Origin of the sequence: Edaphobacter aggregans DSM 19364, assembly GCF_000745965.1 — a bacterium.
Classification (GTDB): Bacteria; Acidobacteriota; Terriglobia; order Terriglobales; family Acidobacteriaceae; genus Edaphobacter; species Edaphobacter aggregans.
In genome coordinates this window covers 22,782-41,938 of sequence record NZ_JQKI01000047.1, presented here as the reverse complement: position 1 = coordinate 41,938, position 19,157 = coordinate 22,782, and the positions used below count along the sequence as shown (strand labels likewise).

Here is a 19,157-nt window from a genome sequence, read left to right as displayed (position 1 = left end):
CGCAATCGCTCTAACAAATTCTTGGCAAAGGATCGCCAACAAGCATGTCCACAATTCGGCTGCCGCCGTATCGCGTCGTTACGAGCACGGAGCACGCAGGCTCCTCTCGCACCTCGCCGATGATGAGAGCATACTCACCGCCTTCCGCCCGATTGAGAGCGTTTAAAGCAGCATCGGCATACTCCGGAGCAACTACGGCAAGAAACTGCCCTTCATTCGCGATATGCAGCGGGTCAAGCCCGAGCAGTTCGCAGGCTCCGCGAACCTCGTCGCGTATAGGGATATCTTCTTCCGCCAACACGATTCCAAGTCCAGAATCGCGAGCAAGTTCGTTGAGGGAGGTCGCGACGCCTCCTCGAGTCGGATCACGCATCCACCGGATTCCTGGCCCCGCTTCCTCGACCATCGCTTCTACCAAAGGCAGGATGCAGCGGGTATCGGAAGACAAGTCCGCCGCAAGATCAAGCTCTCCGCGTGCGAGAAGGATGGTGATGCCGTGGTCTCCGATCGGTCCGGAGAGAAGAATTTTATCGCCGGGACGAACGGACCGCGTGTCGATTGTGACTTGCGGCATGAGGCAACCGATTCCCGTTGTTGTGATGTACATGCCATCGGCTTTGCCGCGCTCGACGACTTTCGTGTCTCCGCCGACCATGGCCACGCCCGCTCGCCGCAGCGCGGCTGCCATGGCACGGACTTCGACTTCGAGAACAGATGTGGGCAGGCCCTCTTCGAGCACGAAGGTCACGACCATCCCTTGTCCCCTCGCTCCTGAGACCGCGAGATCGTTCATGGTTCCATTCACGGCAAGTTCGCCGATGGAACCACCGGGAAATGTAAGCGGCTTTACGACGAAGCTATCCGTCGTGATCGCCACGGAAGAGCCGTCGATCTTGACGTGCGCGGCATCTCCGAGGGGCGCTCTTGAGTCTTCAAACAGGACAGGAGCGAAGAGACCTTCGACAAGTCTGCGGCTCGCCTTGCCACCAGCTCCATGCGCCATCTCGATCTGCGGGTCTCGGAAGCGTATGGCAGGGCCAACGGCTTCAACGGCAGGTCTTCCGTTCATGCCGGCGAACCGATGCTTGTCAGAGCTGCTGCCTTCCGATGTTCGTAGTTGTAATATGCTGCGCATGAACCCTCTGTAGAAACCATGAGCGCGCCCACCGGATGTTCCGGAGTGCATTCTCTGCCGAAAAGTTTGCACTGCGCAGGCTTGAGTACACCTTTGAGCACTTCTCCACACTGCGCAGCTTTAGGATCGGTAACCCGGGTGCCGGGAATCGGAAAGCGTTGTTCAGCGTCCCACTCTGCGTATTCGTCGCGGATCTTAAGGGCCGATTGAGAGATGAATCCTAGCCCGCGCCATTCAAAATAAGGCCGTAGTTGAAAGACCTCAGCCATGACCTTCAGAGCCGCGCGATTGCCCTCCCACGGCACTACCCGTTTGTATTGATTCTCGACTCGCGCTTCGCCCGCTTGAAGTTGTCGAAGTAGCATGACGATGGATTGGAGCAGATCCAATGGCTCGAATCCTGAGGTGACAACCGGCTTGCCCTCAGTCCTGGCAATCCATTCATAAGGACGGCAGCCAATCACTGTGGAGACATGTCCTGGCCCGATGAAGCCGTCGAGCCGCATGTCGGGCGAGTCGAGAATCGCACGGATTGCCGGGATGATCGTTACGTGATTGCAAAATACCGAGAAATTTTTGACGCCTTCCGCCCTAGCGCGCATGAGTGTAAGGGCTGTGGAAGGCGCTGTCGTTTCGAAACCGATCGCAAAGAACATGACGTGTCGGTCAGGGTTCTTTCTCGCGAGTTGGAGCGCGTCCGCTGGAGAATACACGATGCGCACATCAGTGCCTTTGGCCTTGTGCTCAAACGGACTGCCGTGGGCTCCCGGAACCCTCATCATGTCTCCGAAGGCGGCAAAGATGACATCGGCGTTTTTCGCGACCGCAAGGCCATCGTCGATTCTCCCCATCGGTAAGACGCACACGGGGCAGCCGGGGCCGTGAATCAACTCAATATTGGAAGGCAGGATGTCCTTCAGTCCGAAGCGGTAGATGGCGTGAGTGTGGCCGCCGCAGACTTCCATGATGCGATAGTGTCTTCCCGACTCCGCAAGACGATGGATCTCATCAGATGCTTTGAAGATCAGTTCAGGGTCTCGGAACTCGTCTACATATCGCATGTCGAAACCTCAGAACACGACTTCGCTCGAAGAGAACATTCCGCTCGTCCACAGAAGGGGCGCACTGAAAAGCGCACTAAAAAGTTATGGTGCTCTCGTGTCCTCGAGCCCATAGCCGCGAACCTCCTCTGCAGCCTGCTCCGTTTCGCCCAGCATGGTGAGAAGCTGCATCTGCTCCAATGCATCTTTTTCACTGATTTTGGTCATGGCAAAGCCGACGTGGATCAGGACCCAGTCGCCGATGACCGGCATGTCGTCCTGTAATAGTCTTAAGTCGATCCTGCGGCGCACACCGGTTACCTCCACGGTCCCAAGGTGCGGCTGATCTCGAGATAGATGGACGATTTTTCCTGGAATCGCTAGACACATGAAGCCACTTCCTCCGGTGACGATTGTCTACGGCTATGATCTCTCGAGTGAAGGTCAACCACCAATCGCGCTCATGGGTCGCGGTGGAGGCACGAACTGCACGCTGTTGATCGAGTGGCCTCGCCACTTTGCGCGCACGCAGCCGAAGATCGCGTCGCCTATGGCATCGTCGTCGGGGGAGTGCAGCAAGGGCCGCAGATCCGTCTCATCGACGGCGAAGAGGCAGTACCGCAGCTTGCCATCGGAGGTCAGCCGAAGCCGGTTGCAACTGCCGCAGAACGGCTTGGTCACTGATGAAATGAATCCCACTGTGCCGGTGCCGTCCGCGAACCGGAATTCAGCCGCCGGAGCGCGCTCGTCAGCTGCAGGCACTGGAATCAGTGGCCCAATCCTCCGTTCCAGAATCGCAACCATTTCATCGGCCGAGAGCACCTTCTCCGAATTCCAGAGTCCCTGCGCATCGAGAGGCATGAACTCGATGAAGCGGACCTGCATCCCGGACTGGCGCCCAAACCGCGCCAGGGCTACGATATCGTCCTCCGATTGCCCCTTCACCGCAACCGCGTTGATCTTGATCGGTCCGTAACCCAATTGGTTGGCCGCCTGCAATCCCCGCATGACCTTCTCGAACGCGTCGCGGCGGGTGATGCGCCGGTAGGCGTCACGATCCAATGTGTCCAGGTGTACGTTGATGCGGCGCAATCCGGCGTCGTAGAGTTCCTGCGCACGATCGGCTAGCAGGACGCCATTCGTGGTCAGCGCGAGACTCTCCATTCCGTCGATGCCCAGCAGACGTCTTATAAGGAGGCCCAGATCCTTCCAAACCAGCGGCTCGCCACCGGTCAGGCGGATCTTGCGCAGCCCGAGCCGCACCGCGACACGTACGATCCGCTCGATCTCGTCCACTGAGAGTAGTCCCGCACGCGGAGCGAAAATCGTTCCTGTTTCCGGCATGCAGTAGTAACAGCGTATGTTGCACCGATCTGTGACGCTGATCCGAAGCTTGTTATGCACACGACCGAATGTGTCGATGAGTTGCGTTCCGATGACCATCTCAGACCCCCACCCAGCGCGCCACGAGGCTGCGAGCCAATTTTGGATCGGGCGTGCCCTTAACGATCACCCGCCCGTCCTCAAATAAGGTCAGTTCATAGGGAGGCGCATCCAGCCGGAGCAGGTGATCATTGACCCGCACCGCGCCCACCGCGCCCAAGCGGCCAGCGAGCGCTTTGAAGTCGGGCCGGCGCTCGAAGACCGCGCGAACCTGGACCGCGTTCCGGCCGCACAGAGTGATCGCCTGCTGCCCTGCCATGTTCAAAAAATCGAACTGTTTCAGAGCACAGCAAGGGCAGTTTTCGTCGCGGGAGACAACGATGCGGTCGAGGCTAAGATCCCACGCGTCGGCCACAATCAGGGACGTCTCGGGGAGAGCTTTCCCGGTCAGGAACCGAAGCGCGATCGACGCCTGAATGGATGCCGCGACCAGTGCTGCCGGCGCGATAATGCCGGCCATATCGCACGTCCGGACCGCCCCCGGCTCCGGCAGGTCCCGGTGCAGGCATCGAAAACATGCAGTCTTCCCGGGGACGAACAGGCCGGCCATCACCGTCGCAGATACACAACTCGCATAGATCCACGGTACGTTGTGTTTCGTGCAGGCGTCGTTCAGCAAATATCGTGCCTGGAGGTTGTCGAAGCCGTCCAGCACGAGATCGATGCCTTGCAGCAGGTCGAAGATGTTGTCTGTCCCAATGTCGGCGACCACTGACTCTACTCGCACCTCTGAGTTAATCGCGGCGAGGTGCCGGGCGGCGGCAACGGCCTTTGGAGCGCCGTCCCGAGCATCAGATTCCTCGAACAGCAACTGTCGCTCAAGGTTCGTCAATTCAACTAGATCCCGGTCCACGATGCGGAGGAATCCCACGCCTGCCCGGGCCAGCACATTCGCGCTGTTGCTTCCCAGGCCTCCACATCCGGCGATAAGGACACGAGCCGCTCGTATGCGCGCCTGGCCTTCGGGTCCAATCGGAGAAAAGAGTTCCTGGCGCGAGTACCGGGCGTCGATGTTCATGGTCTTTGTACCTGCAATCGATCTTCCACATTCGGGTGCGCCGGGAAATTGCCGGGCGGCTACAGTTACTTTTGGGTTACCACTTACTCGGGAAGGCACTGACAGATTCTTGCTAATATCCTGCGCATGACTATTTCCGCGCGAAATCAACTTACCGGCACGATTGAAGAGATTCGGACAGGCGAAATCATGGCGCACATCACCGTGAAGGTCGGCAACAACATAATCGAGAGCGTGATCACTCGGACTAGCGCCGAGGCGATGGACCTCAAAAAGGGCGACTCGGTGAAGGCGGTCATCAAGGCGACCGAGGTCATGATTCAAAAGGGTTAATTCCCCGTACGCTCTGTCATCGCGTCACTGGTTCCTGCCGGCGGCTGTCGGCTTGATGCCGCGTGGCATTTTCAGTCGATGCGAACAACATCTATCAGACGGCGAAATGCCGCCACAACAGGCTCGCGATTTTCTAAATCCCGAACAACCCTAAGAGAAGCGAGGCTGAAGTTCAGCAGCCTCTGAGTTGCCCCAAATGAGGCAACACGTCCACTGTGGTGCCCCAAAAAGCGCAATGAGCTTGCAGTTAGAGTCATAGAACAGACTTCCGGGAGCCAGAGCTACAAACGCTCTGCGATGACCCGATCCTCTAGCCCATGCTGCTCCGCCACTGTCTCCACTGCTTCAATCATCTGCGGCGGACCGCAAACATAAAGATCGGGTTCTTCAGAGTTCTTGGCCAAGTGTGCCGCCAACGCTTCAGCTGCGTTTCCTGTAAATCCGGTCCAGCCTGGCTCCGGGTGCAAAACCGCCAAGGTCACGTCCAATTGCGGCAGTGTCTGTTTAAGCCTCGCAATCTCCTCCGCGGGCATCAGCTCTGCTTCTCGATTTGCTCCAAAGATCAGGTGGACGGGCTGTGAGTCCTGGAATTCGGCCATGTGCCGCAGCATGGACAGAACCGGCGCGATACCGCATCCGCCGCCAATCATGCATCTCGGCCGCAGGCTCGCTTCGTCCAGCACGAACCCGCCCAGGGGTCCGCGCACCGTCAGCGTATCACCCACCGCCGCGCGTTCTTGCAGCCACGTCGAGAAAACACCGCCCGGCCGAAGGCGGATCAGGAACTCCAGCCGTCCTTCCCAGTTCGGCACGTTCGTCAACGAGTACGCGCGTTTGGTGTCTGTTCCCGGTATTGTCAGCTTCATGTATTGCCCCGGGCGGAAGTCAACGGCAAGCCCGAGTTCGGCATCCGGGTTCAGCCGCAGCGTCACAGCCATCGCGCCGGACCATGCTGGCTTCAGGGATTCAATGACTGCCGTCCGTGCAGGTACTTTCTGCTGCAAGATCTGTGCATTATTGTAGGGCAGCTCAACGGACACATCCTCTTCCGGCGTGCAGCGGCACAGCAACACTTGCCCTGAATCCGTGTGCGGCAGAGCCGATTCAGTGCAAAGGCCCATTTGATAGCGCCCCTGTGTCACGCGTGCGTGGCATACACCGCAGAAACCTCCATGGCAGATCGCGGGCAGATGGTAGCCAGCCGCCTCCGCTGCCGCGAGAATCGTCTCGCTCCCGCGGCAGGGAAAATGCATTTGCGTGCCATCACGCGTCAACAGCGTTACTTGCGTTGTAGATACAGCTTGTGTGTCCATATCGTTATGCCGCGGAACGGCTCAAACAGGCCGCTATGTCTGCTTCGGCAGTCGTGATCGGTTGAACGCCGAATTTCTCAACCAGCACGTTCAGAAGCGTGGGGGTGAGGAACGCTGGCATGCGCGGTCCCAGTTTCACATTGCGAATTCCCAGGGCCAGCAGCGTCAAGAGCACCGCTAGTGCCTTCTGTTCGAACCAGGAGACCACCAGCGACAGCGGAAGATCGTTCACGCCACACTTGAACGCATTAGCCAATGCAAGCGCAATCTGCACAGCCGAGTACGTGTCGTTGCACTGCCCAATATCCAACAGTCGCGGGAGGCCGCCGATCGTTCCGAAACTTTGCTTGTTGAAACGGTACTTGCCGCAGCCCAGCGTCAGCAGCACCGTGTCGTTCGGCGCCTGTTCCGCAAACTCGGTGTAGTAATTGCGTCCCGGCGCGGCGCCATCGCAGCCGCCGATCAGGAAGAAATGCTTGATCGCTCCGCCCTTCACCGCATCGATCACTTTGTCAGCCACGCTCAGCACGGACTGGTGTGCGAATCCGATCAGGATTTTGTTTTCCGGTGAAGTCTCTGCGAATCCGGGCAGTGCCTTTGCTGCCTGCAACACTATCGAATAATCGCCGTTCGCAATGTGCCGTACGCCCGGCCAACCTGCGGGACCCGTCGTGAACAATCGATTTCGATACATCGCCTGCGGCTCCATCAAGCAGTTCGACGTCATCACGATCGGCCCCGGAAAGGACGCAAACTCCAGTTGCTGGTTCTGCCACGCAGTGCCGTAGTTTCCGGCCAGGTGCGAATACTCTTGTAACTTGGGGTACGCATGCGCGGGCAGCAACTCGCCATGCGTGTAAACATTGATGCCGGTCCCCTTGGTAGCCTCCAGAATCGCATGCAAGTCGCGCAGGTCGTGGCCAGAAACAAGAATCGCTTTACCGGCAATCGGGCTTGTACGTACGCCGGTTGGCACGGGCGTGCCGAACGCGCCGGTGTTCGCTGCGTCCAGCAGCTCCATCACCAGGTAATTCAATTTGCCTAGCGCAAGGGCTTCATTCAGCAGCACGTCTATGTCTGTCGAATTGGTCGCAAGAAAATCCAGCGTGTGAGCCACGCCCGCGCTCACCGCTTCCTGCGTCTTTCCCAGCACCTCGGCGTGATGCGCATAAGCGGCAACCCCTTTCAACCCATACAGCACAAGCGCGCGCAGCCCCACTATGTCTTCGCCTATGGTGTCTACGCCGGCCCGCACAGAGGCAATGGGCGCTTGCCCAATCAAACCGGCACGCGAATCGGCCGGTTCAAACGCTGCCGGCCCTTCCAGCTTTTCAGCATCCGGAGCCGCTGCTTCGTAAGCCGCACGGACGCGGTCGCGAACGCGCACTGCCTCCGCGATCAGATCAACAAACCGCGCTGCATTGAAGTTGACGTTCGTCAGTGTTGCGAAGATCGCACCCAGCGTGAAACTGTCGGCTGCGGCATCCGCTTTGCCCAGCTTATGTAAGCGGCTCGAATACTGCCCGATCCCCTTTAATTGAAAGATCAAAATGTCCTGAAGGTCCGACGTGACCTCTTCCTTGCCACATCCCCCCTTCGCGGTCGCACAGCCGCCACCATTCGCCGCTTGTCCCGTCTGCTCGCATTGGAAACAAAACATCTTGGTCAACTCCCTTGAGTGAAGCCCCCGCAATTCGACCCCTCAGCTTCGTTCGCGTGGCCTGAACCGATACGAAGCACGGGATGGGCCAATCTACTTCGGAGCTAAGAGCACCAAGCCCCGCGCCGCTTTCCCAGCACGATTCGGGACAAGCTCGGGAGTATAAGCAGCAAGCGGGACGGGACGGATAAATAAGGAGTACAGCTGCGCCTGCTGACGCCTCTCATTGCCCCAAAATGAGGCAATACGTCCACTGTGTTGCCCCAAAAGGCTCAGCCGAAGCTCGCCGAAATAATCTTGTTCCGGACCGGTGGCCAAGTCCTGAGGTCCCAGCGAATGGTCTAGATGCTGCGTGCTCTGTGTAGTTTTTGCAACAAGTGGCCCAATTGAAGAGATCATCTCTAGTGTTCATGTACTCAGGCCGAATCGTGGCATCGAAAATGCACTTTGCCGGACTGTTGCAGCAGATTCGCGATTCATCAGATATGAGCACAACAAATTGCGGAGTGTTTGACGTCTCGAAGGTCCGGTCAGATTTCCCGGCTCTCGATCAACGCGTTCACGGACACCCGCTCGTGTACCTGGATAACGCCGCGACCTCGCAGAAACCTTACTCTGTGATCAAAGCCCTGCGCCACTTCTACGAGGCCGATTGCGCCAATATTGACCGGGGTGTCCATGAGCTGAGCGAGCGCGCTACGACAGCATATGAAGCTTCGCGCATCAAGGCGAAACGTTTCCTCAACGCTCAGCTGCATGAAGAGATTGTCTTTGTGCGGGGCGCGACGGAAGGAATCAATTTGGTCGCCGCCAGTTGGGGACGAAAGAACCTGAAGGAGGGTGACGAGGTCGTGATCACTACGCTCGAGCATCACTCGAATGTGGTCCCGTGGCAGATCTTGTGCGAAGAAACGGGCGCTGTTCTCAGGTGGATTCCGATCGACGACCGAGGCGAGTTGATTCTGGAGGAGTATGAAAAGCTGCTCGGCCCACGGACCAAAGTATTGGCGGTTGCGCATGCATCGAACACGCTGGGTACGATCAATCCCATTCGTCAGATCACGGAGATGGCTCACCAGGCAGGTGCAGTTGTGTTGGTGGACGGAACCCAAGGGGCGCCGCACATGCGGGTTGACGTTCAAGCGCTGGACGCAGACTTCTACGTGTTTTCCGGCCACAAAGTGCTAGGACCGACGGGAATTGGAGTTCTTTACGGCAAGTCCGGGCTTCTCGAATCCATGCCCCCGTATCAGAGTGGTGGCGGGATGATTCGCACGGTGAGTCTTGAGAAGACCACGTATAGCGAACCGCCGTCCAGATTCGAGGCCGGCACTCCGAATATCGCAGGAGCCATCGGCCTCGGTGCGGCGCTCGATTACATTGCGCAAGTCGGTATGGATGAGATCGGTGCGTACGAGCAGGAGTTGCTGGTCCGCGGAACCGCGGCCCTCTCTACGGTTCCCGGACTACGCATCATCGGAGCAGCCCGCAACAAAGTCCCTGTGCTTACCTTCGTGATGGACGGCATTGATGCGCATGACATCGGAGCAATGCTGGACCTGATGGGAATCGCGGTTCGCACTGGGCATCACTGCGCGCAACCGGTGATGACGCGATTCAATCTGACGGCGACAGCACGCGCCTCTTTGGCCTTCTACAACACGATGGCTGAAATCGATGCGCTTGCGGCGGGCCTTCAGAAGATCAGCAAGACCTTTCAGTGAAGCTCGTTGCGCTTCCAGCTTTTACGTCAACGCGATAGCCGTTGCAAACGTTGCGGGCTTACCTACACGCGGCGGACTCACTCGGCCAGATTCTTAGGCCTAAATCGAGCACAAGGAAAGAACCAGGGCAGACGTCGAAGCATATCCGACGATTGCCGCCTAGCGTTGCAGGTGCCCCAAATGCGGCATGGTGATGGCCGCGCTGCCCCAAAAGGTCAATTCAAACAAGATGAAATACTCGAGCGCCACCGGAGACCGTTCGGATCGCATGCGATATGCAGTTCGAACCAGCTCGCGAACGATGGCATGGCGATTGCACAGATGGAGGCCAGGAGAGGGAGAGCATGGCAAAGCTATTGATGATTCATCCCGAGAAATGTACCGGGTGCCAGAACTGCATGCTTGCTTGCAGCCTGCATCATGAAGGTCAGTTCCGGATGGCAGCGTCCAGAATTCATGTTTACACCTGGGAGCGGGAGGGGTTCTCGGTTCCGATGATGTGCCAACAGTGCGACACAGCTTCCTGCATGAAGGTCTGCCCCACCAGTGCCCTCCACCGAAACCCAGGGGAGTTGCTCGTCGAATACGAGAAGAGCAAGTGCATCGGCTGTCATATGTGCACCATCGCCTGTCCGTTCGGGAACATCGTGTACGACGCCGTTTCCGGAACACCCCAAAAGTGCGACACCTGCGGCGGTGACCCGAGTTGCGCAAAGGCCTGTCCCAGTCAAGCTCTCGAGTGGGTTGACGACACAATCTCGCTGCGAGACCGCAAAAAGAGCTACGCGGCCAAGTTTAAGGCCGCATTCGAGGAGGAATAACGATGAACGGGTGGACCGGAACGATTCTTCGCATCAATCTAAGTACCGGAGCGATCAGTAGACAGCCGTCCAACAGGAACGATCTCGCCTTGTTTTTAGGCGGGCGCGGGCTTGGCGTCAAGATATTCACCGACGAGGTTGACCCCAGCGTCGATCCTTTGTCTCCCGAGAACAAGTTGATATTTGCGCCGGGGCCGTTCACCGGCACGATGGCGCCTTCCGCAGGGCGGTATCACGTCGTTGCGAAAAGCCCGCTGACGAACACGATCACCGGAGCCAACTCGGGCGGCGTCTTTGGCGCAGTCATGAAATACGCGGGCTACGATGGTGTGATCTTCGAAGGAAAGGCGGACAAGCCGGTCTATGTCTGGATCAATGATGACAAGGTAGAAATTCGGGACGCCGCACATCTTTGGGGAAAGTGGGTGCCCGACACAACGGATGCCGTGCGGAACGAAACAGACGCCGACGCGTCGGTGGCTTGTATCGGACCGGCAGGCGAAAAATTAGTGTTGTTTGCGTCGATCCAGAATGAGATGCACCGCGCAGCCGGACGCGGCGGCTTGGGTGCGGTGATGGGTTCTAAGAACCTTAAAGCGATCGCTTTTCGCGGAACCAATGGCGTTCGCGTCGCTGACGTCAAAGGCCTGCAGGATGCTGTATTCGCGGCCCGTGCGAAGCTTGCTGCAAATCCCGTTGCCCAAGGCTTGAACCGGCATGGCACGGAGATCCTGGTCAACATCCATAACGAAATCGGCTGTCTGCCTACGCGCAACTACCACGACGGCCACTTCCCCGCCGCCGACAAAGTAGGTGGAGAGACCCTTACCAAAGACTTCCTCGTCCGGAAGAAGGGTTGCTTCTCGTGCGTCATCAGTTGTGGACGCGTCACCCGTGTGAAGGATCCGAAGTACGCGGGAGAGGGAGAAGGCCCGGAGTACGAAGCAGGGTGGGGGTACGGACCGGATTGCGGCGTGGATAACCTGTCCACGGCGACCAAGGCCAACCACCTTTGCAACGAACTGGGCATGGACTCAATATCCGCTCCCGCGACGATTGCTTGCGTGATCGATTTGGCCGAAGCCGGCCTGCTGCCGGCGGCCGATTTCGATGGGCTGGACATACGCTGGGGTAACGCCGATCTGATGGTCGAGCTTACGAAACGGATCGGTTTGCGTCAGGGAATCGGCGACAAGGCGGCGCTCGGTTCGTATCGGTTCGCTGAGTTGTACGGTCATCCGGAATATTCGATGTCGGTGAAGAAACAGGAGATGCCGGCATACGATGCTCGTGGCATTCAGGGAATCGGTCTCCAATACGCTACCTGCACTCGCGGCGGCTGTCACGTAAAAGGCTACACCATCGCGGTAGAAGTACTGGGCAACGGCATGCGGCTCGACCCCCGTGAAATTAAAGGCAAGCCCGCTGTGGTTAAGGCGTTCCAGGACCTGACGGCCGCGGTGGATGCTTCGGGCGGATGTATCTTCGGCACCTTCGGTATGGTCGCGGATGATTTCGCAGCGATGCTGAGCGCTTTGACGGGCATACATTACAGCCCGGAGGACTACGTTAGGGCTGGCGAGCGAATCTGGAACCTTGAGCGTCAGTTCAATCTGAAGGCCGGTTTCACGGCGAAAGATGACACGCTGCCGGAGCGACTGTTCAAGAGCCCTATACAGACTGGGCCATCGAAGGGCCTCCTCAGCCGCGTACCGGAGATGCTTCCGGAGTATTACAGCCTGCGCGGGTGGAGCGAAGAGGGCGTGCCGTCCCCGGAGAAGTTGCAGGAACTGCAGCTGGCCTGACCACAACTATGCCGCTTTCAAGGAGCCAATAAATGACAGTCAAATATTTCGGAGATATTCGTCCGCTTACCGGCGGCATCAAGGAAGAAGAATGGCATCAGCCGGAGCCGGAGGTGCGCTCTCTGTTGAAGGCTCTGGGCCAGCGCCACCCTGCCCTTGCGAATCGTTTATTTGAAGGCGATCAACTCAGCAGCACGCTCATCGTCCTGGTGAACGGCAGGAGTGTCGACTACCTCAACGGAGCAGAAACTCCGCTTCAGCCGGATGACATTGTCGACGTGTTCCCTGTGGAGGGCGGCGGCTAGTCCGTTGGCTGAAGTGGCAAGAAAACGAAATCGTAGTGGAAAGAAAACGAAATCGTATTGACCTCTGGAGTCTCGCTTGAATCCCGCAATCGTAATTCTGTCCCCGATGGCAATTCTCCTGGCAGGAGTCCTGCTCCAGGGGCTTATGGCGGGCGTACTGACGGCGCGAGCGAAAGGTTGGCTCGCCTTTGTCATTGGAATGGGTGCGTTCGTTAGTGTGCTTGCGGCATGGCCAACGATTCTGGCCGGACATGTTCTCGACGTCCGGATTAGTCATTGGGACGGGCCTGCGCAATTCGCGTTTCACGTGGACGGGCTAAGTCTTCTGTTCGCACTTATGGGCACAGGCATCGGAGCAGCAGTGCTCTTTTATGCGGTTGCCTATATGGAGGAAGAAAAGGGAACAACTCGCTTCTACTCGCTTGTGCTCATCTTCATAACCGGCCTGATCAATCTTGTGTACACGGCGGATCTGTTCCTCTTTTACCTGAGTTGGGAGCTTGTCGGGTTGTGTTCTTTTCTTCTGGTCGGCTTCTGGTATACCAATCCCGATTCAGCCTACGGCGCGCGCAAAGTCTTCACCATGACTCATCTGGCCGGCTATGGTCTGCTCGCTGCCGTCGTACTCATCTATGTGAGAACCGGTTCCACGCTCTGGACGGATCCACGCGTCCAGGGTGCGTTCACCACCGGAATTTTTGTTCTGGTGCTGATATCCGCTATGGCGAAATCGGTGCAGTTCCCGCTGCACACGTGGATCCCGTACGCCATGTTTGCGCCCACGCCGGTCAGCGCGCTGTTGCATGCCGCGGTTTACGTCAAAGCCGGCGTATATCTCATGTCGCGGCTGCACTCGTTCGGCACGTGGCCCGCGTCGTGGGGCTTGGCGCTTTCCTGGGTAGGCGCCATCACATTGCTGGTGGGCGTACTCTTCGCACTCGCGCAGCATGATCTCAAACGACTGCTCGCCTACCACACGGTGAGTCAGATCGGCTACATGATGCTTGGCATCGGGCTGGGCACTCCTTTGGGAATTGCCGCCGGCCTATTGCACTGCCTCAATCACGGTCTTTTCAAGGGCGGCCTGTTCATGTGTGCAGGGGCCGTTCAGCACGCTACTGGCACTCGCGACATGGATCAGTTAGGAGGTCTCGGCCGGAAGATGCCGCGCACGACGGCACTCTGGCTCGTGGTCGCGGGAGGTATAGCAGGCATTCCGCTGCTCAATGGCTTTGTGAGCAAGTGGCTCCTCTATAATGCAGCGCTCGATGCCCACCAGCCAATCCTGGCTCTGATCCCATGGGTAGGCAGCATCCTCACGGTGTTCTCATTCCTGAAGGCTACCAGTTGCGTGTTCTTCGACAATGAAGGCCCCGCAGTGGCGCAGGCTCATGAAGTGCCCTGGACGATGAGCGCCGGCATTGGTGTACTAGCGGGTGGCTGCATATTGTTGGGAATCGCGCCCCAACTCGCAATCAAGTACATCATCAACCCGTTGCTTCCGGCACTCGGCTCTGCGTCGCTGACCGGTGTCAGTTGGCTCGGTTTCGCAGCCGGTCAAGGGGATTGGTACGCGACGGGCGGACTCATCTTGAGCATCCTGGCATTGGGATTCAGCGCGCTGATCTTCTGGCTGCCCAGGCCTGCCCGCGGAATGAAAGCGGCCGGCGGACGGCCGACCATCTTCACCGGAGGGGAACCGCTCACCCCACAGGGGCGCATGGGCGCCAGCGACTTCGCGGAAGTCGTGGCGTCAGGCTTGGCGCCGGTCTACCGGGGTCTGGATGTCGATCGCATGTGGCTGGGGCTCTGGCATGCAGCCGGGAGACTGGCGTCAGCGTTGGCGCGTTTGCTGAGCGGTCTGGAAGGTCACGCTGTGAATTATCTGGTGGGGGCGGGCAGCCTGGCCGCAGTCCTTGCATGGATACTCCTGCCCCGCGCTGCTGCTGTCCAGCCGGTTGCCGACCCGCCTCTGACCCCCTTGGCCGTTGCATTATTCGTATCACTCGCAGGCCTGCTTCTTGCTTGCTGGGCGACGAAGGCACTAAGGCGATGGACACTGCCGCTGGCGGTCGCGGGCGTTATGGCGTGCGCGGGAGTATTGACTACGAGCAGCATCCAGCGTTCGCTTCTCCTCGAAGCGGCCTCCGCCGTCGCGCTTCTGATCCTGTGGCGAACGGGCAAGCGGCCAGCCTGGCACGCATACTTCGCTGCTGTGATCATCTCCGCGGTTGGAATGGTGGGCGGCTCGATCGCCGCCGAACATGGCAACGTGGAACTGGCGAGAGTGCTGTTGCTTCCTGGAATCGCTGTAAAACTGGGCCTCTTCCCGCTCTGGTTCTGGCTGCCTTTGGTTGCGGAATCGGCGCCCGCGGTGGTAGCAGGCCTGGTAATCGCAATCATCGATGTCGCAGCGTTTGCCGAGGTAGTGACGCTGCGCACGGTTGCGCCGGAAGTGTTCAGCCCCGCGTTGCCCTGGCTGGCAGTAGGAGCGATATCGGCCGCAGGCGGCGCGCTGTTTGCATTGGCTCAAGGGAATCTCAAGCGTCTGCTTGCCTTCTCGACCATCTCGGACATGGGGCTCATGATGGTGGCGCTGATTGCGGGCGGTGCCTGGGGCATCGAGGGCGCGATACTCGGCGCAGCCGCTCACGCGATCGCAAAGGCGTTGCTGTTTGCAAGCGTATCGGGTCCGGAGGCAGAAGACGCCACTATGGTGAATCCGCGCGGGCTCGCATCCCAGCATCCACTTTCGTCGTTCGGATTTGTGGTGGGCGCGCTTGCTGTGCTCGGTGTTCCGCCTACGCTGGGGTATGCGGGCCACTGGCGAATCTTCTCCGCAGTTGCCAACAATATTCCCCTGTTCGTGATTCTTGCGGGTAGCGCGATGCTCAACGTGGCAACGTACGGCCGCGCGATTGCTCTGTTCTGGTGGGGATCCGTGATACCGGCTCCGCCCAGACGCGGCTACAGCAGAGTCGCTTTGGGCGCTGCTATTGTGCTGCTCGTTCTTGCCGCTTTGATCACAGGCGTCTGGCCGCGTGCGTTGGGCGTATTGGGAGGAATCTTATGAAGGACTACGGTTTCATGTACAGGCTCGTCGAGCGCGCTCGAGAGCACTCCGCATTCCTGTTTCACTTCAACGCTGGAGCTTGCAACGGCTGCGATATCGAATTGGTCTCCTGCCTCACGCCGAGATATGACGTGGAACAATACGGCATCAAGCTGGAGGGCAGCCCGCGCCACGCAGATGTCTTCGTGGTCTCCGGGCCTATCACCAGAACCACACGAGGAGCACTGGAAGAGGTGTATAACCAGTTGCCCGACCCAAAGGTCGTCGTCGCAATTGGGAATTGCCCGGCAACGGGGAACGTGTTCTGGGGCAGCCCGGTGATCGACGGGCCGCTCGATCGCATCATTCCAGTGGATATTTATGTCCCCGGATGTCCGCCGCGGCCCTTTGCCATCATTGAAGGTATCGCCGCTGCGATGCACAAGCTGGCCACCCGCCATTCAGTGATTTCAGGAGAACAGGGATGAACGCGGTACACGCGCTAGCGGCGCTGCTGGTCTTTCCCGGTGTGTTATACGCACTGCCCATGGGATGGCTGATGATGGGTGCCGAACGCAAATTGCGGGCGCGGTTCCAAGGACGAATCGGGCCGCCGCTTATCCAGCCGTTCTACGATTTCGTCAAGCTCGCGGCCAAATGGCCCGTGGCGCGCGCATTGAGCGACCGCCGGATAATGGCGCTACTGCCGCTGCTGGCCGTAGGCACAACGCTCGGCGCGCTGGCATTGCTCCCGGTCTTTCCAAACGAGAGGGGCTTTTCCGGCGACCTGATCCTGTTGGTCGGATTGCTCGAGATGCCGCCCCTATGCATGGTGCTGGCAGGATATGCCTCGCGCTCTATCTACGGCGAAATGGGAGCCACGCGCGAAGCCATCATCGACATTTCATGCAATGTGTCGTTCTTCGCCGCCCTGATTGCCATGTCTACCGGGGCGGGCAGCCTGCACATGACAGTCATTGCCTTGGCCACCCCCTGGCAGGTACGCTTGCCAGCTCTGCTGGCCATCCTGATTTGCCTTCCCGTCAAGCTGCGGTTGAATCCATTTTCGATAGCGAATGCCGAACAGGAAGTGCTCACCGGGCCTTTGGTCGAATCGGAGGGCCGGCTGCTGGCGATCTGGGAGTTGGCCCATGCATTGGAATGGGTAGCTTTGATCGGGTTTGTCGTGACGCTTGCCATCCCGTACCGGAGCGGCGTGTGGTGGCTCGACGCTCTTCTGTTCGCAGCCTGTTCGTTGGTGATGGTAATGCTCCTGACTCTGCTGGCCTCCGCCATGGGACGATTGAAACTTCGGCAGGCGACACGGCTGATATGGCGCTACTCGTTCGTGCTTGCCACGGTCGCTCTCGCCACTGCCTTCTTACACAGAGGAAACTGAGATGTTCAATATTCTGCAAATTATCGAAAAGAATCTCGCCGACGGACCGTCCACGATCTCGCTGCCGCATAAGGCGCCGCCGCCGACTGGCTACCGCGGGGTAGTACTGCTTGATCCCACACTCTGTGTGGGTTGCGGTCTTTGCGCCTATGTATGCGTCAGCGAATCGGTCACCGGCGCGAGCAGCGAGACGGAGTACCAGTGGCACTACGAGCCGGGACGCTGCACGTTTTGCGCGCGCTGCGTCGATCGCTGCCCTGCAAGCGCACTCCACATGTCAGCAGAGGCGCCGCCGGTTTACTCCCGCCCCGGTGAACTGGACACCAGCCACACTGTGCCGTTTCCTGCGTGCAAACGCTGCGGAAAACCGAAGCGGCCTTCATCGGAGAGCCTGCTTCACTCCGCTGCCGGACAGATCGACGATCAGGCGCGCGAACTCTACGATCTTTGCGAACGGTGCAGGAGACTGCATTACCAAACCGCAATGAAGTCTATGCTGAGCGGTTCGCTCGGGGAGGAGCGGCCATGATGACACAGGAATGGCGCCATCGCGCAGACGGCGATTGGCTGCCGGCAAGCCTGGGCGAGATCCGCTCGATCGCGCAAAGCATGCTCGAAAGCGGAGCGCGCTTTCTCGCGCTGGTGGTGACGCAGACTGGAACGGACGAGTTGCGGCTGGTGTGGAATTGGGATCTGAAAAGCAAACTGTTTTCAGTTGAAAGCACCGCCGCGCTGAACACGCCTCTGCCCAGCATCGTGGACATCTATTACGGAGCCGACTGGGCCGAGCGCGAAACACGTGACTACTATGCCGTGACGTTCGAAGGCCGCGCCTCGACGCCGCCGCTGATGCTGCGCGAGGGCGACCCGCCAGGTTTGCTTTTACGTTCTGAAGGAGACCGCCCATGAGCTACCGAGTTCCCATCGGACCATACCACGTTGCGCTCGATGAGCCTTACAAGATCGAGGTCGATTGCGAAGGTGAAACCATCACGGACGCCCACATCAAAGTGGGATTCAATTTTCGAGGGATCGAGTGGCTGGCGATCCGCAAGAACATGACCAAGTGTATTGCCCTGATGGAGCGGGTATGTGGCATCTGTTCGAACGTGCACTCGATGACTTTCTGCATGGCACTGGAACGCATTGGGTCTATCGAAGTGCCCAAACGCGCGCAGTATATACGGATGATCATGGCTGAACTCGAGCGCCTGCACTCGCACTTACTCTGGGCAGGGGTTGCGTCGGAGTTGATCGGCTTCGAGACCGCCTTCATGGAGCTCTTTCGTTTTCGGGAGCGAGTGATGGATCTTCTGGAAGCGATCTCTGGCAATCGGGTCAACTACTCGATGAACTGCATCGGAGGAGTCAATCGCGACATCATCGATCCGGAATCCGTCGCCGCCGGAGCCCGCGAAATTCGTGAGACGGTCACTGGGACTCTGATTCCGTTCTTCACGGAGGACCACAGTTTCGCCGCGCGATGCCGTGGCGTCGGTATCCTCTCGCATGCCGACGCTATCCGATACGGCGCAGTTGGCCCGGTCGCGCGCGCGTCGGGTATCGATACCGACCTGCGTCGCGATCACGCGTACCTGGCTTACAATCAGGTCGAGTTCGACGTGCCCGTTCAAACCGAAGGAGACGTTCTGGCGCGCGTGGTCGTACGGGCGCTGGAGATAGTGGAGAGCTGCAAGATCATCGAGCAGGCCGTGGCGCAGATGCCGCCGGGCAGCCTCAACGCGGGCGACATATACGCGGTCCCGCCCGGTGAAACCGTGATGCGTATTGAAGCACCCAGGGGCGAGGTCTTTTACTACGTAGAAACCAATGGCAGCGACGTCCCCAGCCGCGTTAAGGTACGGACACCGACGTTCGCTAATATTCCAACCGTGATGGCAATGATCAAGGGAAACGAGTTCTCGGATTTGCCCCTGATACAGGCCGCTCTCGACCCCTGCTATTCGTGTACCGACCGTTAGGGGCCGAGTCGAAGCTAACGCCAGCCTGGTTCGGGCGCGCAGGAAATTACTCTGGAACGACAGGCCTATCCATCCCTCTCTGCAGACGGCGAAATGCTGCGACGACGAGATTCGCCCTCTACTGAAT

General features: G+C 58.8%; 18 protein-coding genes. 11 read left to right on the top strand and 7 right to left on the bottom strand.

Translation table 11 applies throughout. The annotated features are described in order from the left end of the window. Window positions 1–10: 10 nt before the first annotated feature. The 5 genes from hypE to Q363_RS17825 form a co-directional block, all read right to left on the bottom strand. Window positions 11–1,069, bottom strand: coding sequence for a hydrogenase expression/formation protein HypE (hypE, locus tag Q363_RS17845; protein WP_051978941.1), 1,059 nt, complete (start codon window positions 1,067–1,069; stop codon window positions 11–13). Then, a complete protein-coding gene (gene hypD, locus Q363_RS17840) occupies window positions 1,066–2,196 on the bottom strand; it encodes a hydrogenase formation protein HypD (RefSeq protein WP_035352780.1) in 1,131 nt (376 codons plus the stop codon). Before hypD ends, hypE begins: the two co-directional genes overlap by 4 nt. An 84-nt stretch (window positions 2,197–2,280) precedes the next feature. Continuing rightward, on the bottom strand, window positions 2,281–2,565 hold the full coding sequence (locus tag Q363_RS17835; RefSeq protein WP_035352777.1) for a HypC/HybG/HupF family hydrogenase formation chaperone: 285 nt from the start codon (window positions 2,563–2,565) through the stop codon (window positions 2,281–2,283). A gap of 54 nt (window positions 2,566–2,619) precedes the next feature. After that, window positions 2,620–3,618, bottom strand: coding sequence for a GTP 3',8-cyclase MoaA (moaA, locus tag Q363_RS17830; RefSeq protein ID WP_035352774.1), 999 nt, complete (start codon window positions 3,616–3,618; stop codon window positions 2,620–2,622). 1 nt (window position 3,619) lies between these two features. After that, window positions 3,620–4,636 carry a ThiF family adenylyltransferase gene (locus Q363_RS17825; RefSeq protein WP_035352771.1) on the bottom strand — a complete coding sequence of 339 codons (1,017 nt, stop codon included), beginning with the start codon at window positions 4,634–4,636 and terminating at the stop codon, window positions 3,620–3,622. A 126-nt stretch (window positions 4,637–4,762) separates the two neighbouring features. On the opposite strand from Q363_RS17825, the gene Q363_RS17820 reads away from it, so the two are divergent. Then, complete coding sequence (locus tag Q363_RS17820; protein ID WP_035352768.1) at window positions 4,763–4,969, top strand: TOBE domain-containing protein; 207 nt, start codon at window positions 4,763–4,765, stop codon at window positions 4,967–4,969. A 281-nt stretch (window positions 4,970–5,250) separates the two neighbouring features. Here Q363_RS17820 and Q363_RS17815 read toward each other — a convergent pair whose 3' ends face one another. Then, the gene (locus Q363_RS17815; protein ID WP_035352766.1) at window positions 5,251–6,282 is read right to left on the bottom strand and encodes a 2Fe-2S iron-sulfur cluster-binding protein; all 1,032 of its coding nucleotides are present in this window, start codon (window positions 6,280–6,282) and stop codon (window positions 5,251–5,253) included. Window positions 6,283–6,286: 4 nt separating this feature from the next. Beyond that, window positions 6,287–7,942: a hydroxylamine reductase gene (gene hcp, locus Q363_RS17810; protein WP_035352764.1), complete on the bottom strand. Its 1,656-nt coding sequence runs from the start codon at window positions 7,940–7,942 to the stop codon at window positions 6,287–6,289. A 428-nt stretch (window positions 7,943–8,370) separates the two neighbouring features. Between hcp and Q363_RS17800 the strand changes: the two genes are divergently transcribed. The 10 genes from Q363_RS17800 (at window position 8,371) to Q363_RS17755 (ending at window position 19,030) form a co-directional block, all read left to right on the top strand. Continuing rightward, complete coding sequence (locus tag Q363_RS17800) at window positions 8,371–9,666, top strand: cysteine desulfurase (RefSeq protein WP_211256236.1); 1,296 nt, start codon at window positions 8,371–8,373, stop codon at window positions 9,664–9,666. A gap of 344 nt (window positions 9,667–10,010) precedes the next feature. Further along, entirely contained in the window at window positions 10,011–10,487 is a 477-nt protein-coding gene (locus Q363_RS17795) for a 4Fe-4S dicluster domain-containing protein (RefSeq protein WP_035352760.1), read from the top strand. Between the two features lie 2 nt (window positions 10,488–10,489). Further along, complete coding sequence (locus Q363_RS17790; RefSeq protein ID WP_035352758.1) at window positions 10,490–12,292, top strand: aldehyde ferredoxin oxidoreductase family protein; 1,803 nt, start codon at window positions 10,490–10,492, stop codon at window positions 12,290–12,292. A 32-nt stretch (window positions 12,293–12,324) separates the two neighbouring features. Further along, window positions 12,325–12,597, top strand: coding sequence for a MoaD family protein (locus Q363_RS17785; protein ID WP_035352755.1), 273 nt, complete (start codon window positions 12,325–12,327; stop codon window positions 12,595–12,597). 145 nt (window positions 12,598–12,742) lie between these two features. Beyond that, window positions 12,743–15,670, top strand: a complete 2,928-nt coding sequence (locus Q363_RS36270) for a proton-conducting transporter transmembrane domain-containing protein (RefSeq protein WP_211256235.1) — start codon at window positions 12,743–12,745, stop codon at window positions 15,668–15,670. Further along, window positions 15,667–16,137, top strand: coding sequence for an NADH-quinone oxidoreductase subunit B family protein (locus Q363_RS17775; protein WP_051978939.1), 471 nt, complete (start codon window positions 15,667–15,669; stop codon window positions 16,135–16,137). Before Q363_RS36270 ends, Q363_RS17775 begins: the two co-directional genes overlap by 4 nt. Then, on the top strand, window positions 16,134–17,048 hold the full coding sequence (locus Q363_RS17770; protein WP_035352752.1) for a respiratory chain complex I subunit 1 family protein: 915 nt from the start codon (window positions 16,134–16,136) through the stop codon (window positions 17,046–17,048). The genes Q363_RS17775 and Q363_RS17770 overlap by 4 nt, the downstream gene beginning before the upstream one ends. A 1-nt stretch (window position 17,049) precedes the next feature. Continuing rightward, window positions 17,050–17,577: a 4Fe-4S dicluster domain-containing protein gene (locus Q363_RS36265; protein WP_051978938.1), complete on the top strand. Its 528-nt coding sequence runs from the start codon at window positions 17,050–17,052 to the stop codon at window positions 17,575–17,577. Beyond that, a complete protein-coding gene (locus Q363_RS36260) occupies window positions 17,574–17,957 on the top strand; it encodes an NADH-quinone oxidoreductase subunit C (protein WP_051978937.1) in 384 nt (127 codons plus the stop codon). Before Q363_RS36265 ends, Q363_RS36260 begins: the two co-directional genes overlap by 4 nt. Further along, the gene (locus Q363_RS17755; RefSeq protein WP_035352749.1) at window positions 17,954–19,030 is read left to right on the top strand and encodes a hydrogenase large subunit; all 1,077 of its coding nucleotides are present in this window, start codon (window positions 17,954–17,956) and stop codon (window positions 19,028–19,030) included. Before Q363_RS36260 ends, Q363_RS17755 begins: the two co-directional genes overlap by 4 nt. Window positions 19,031–19,157: the final 127 nt, after the last annotated feature.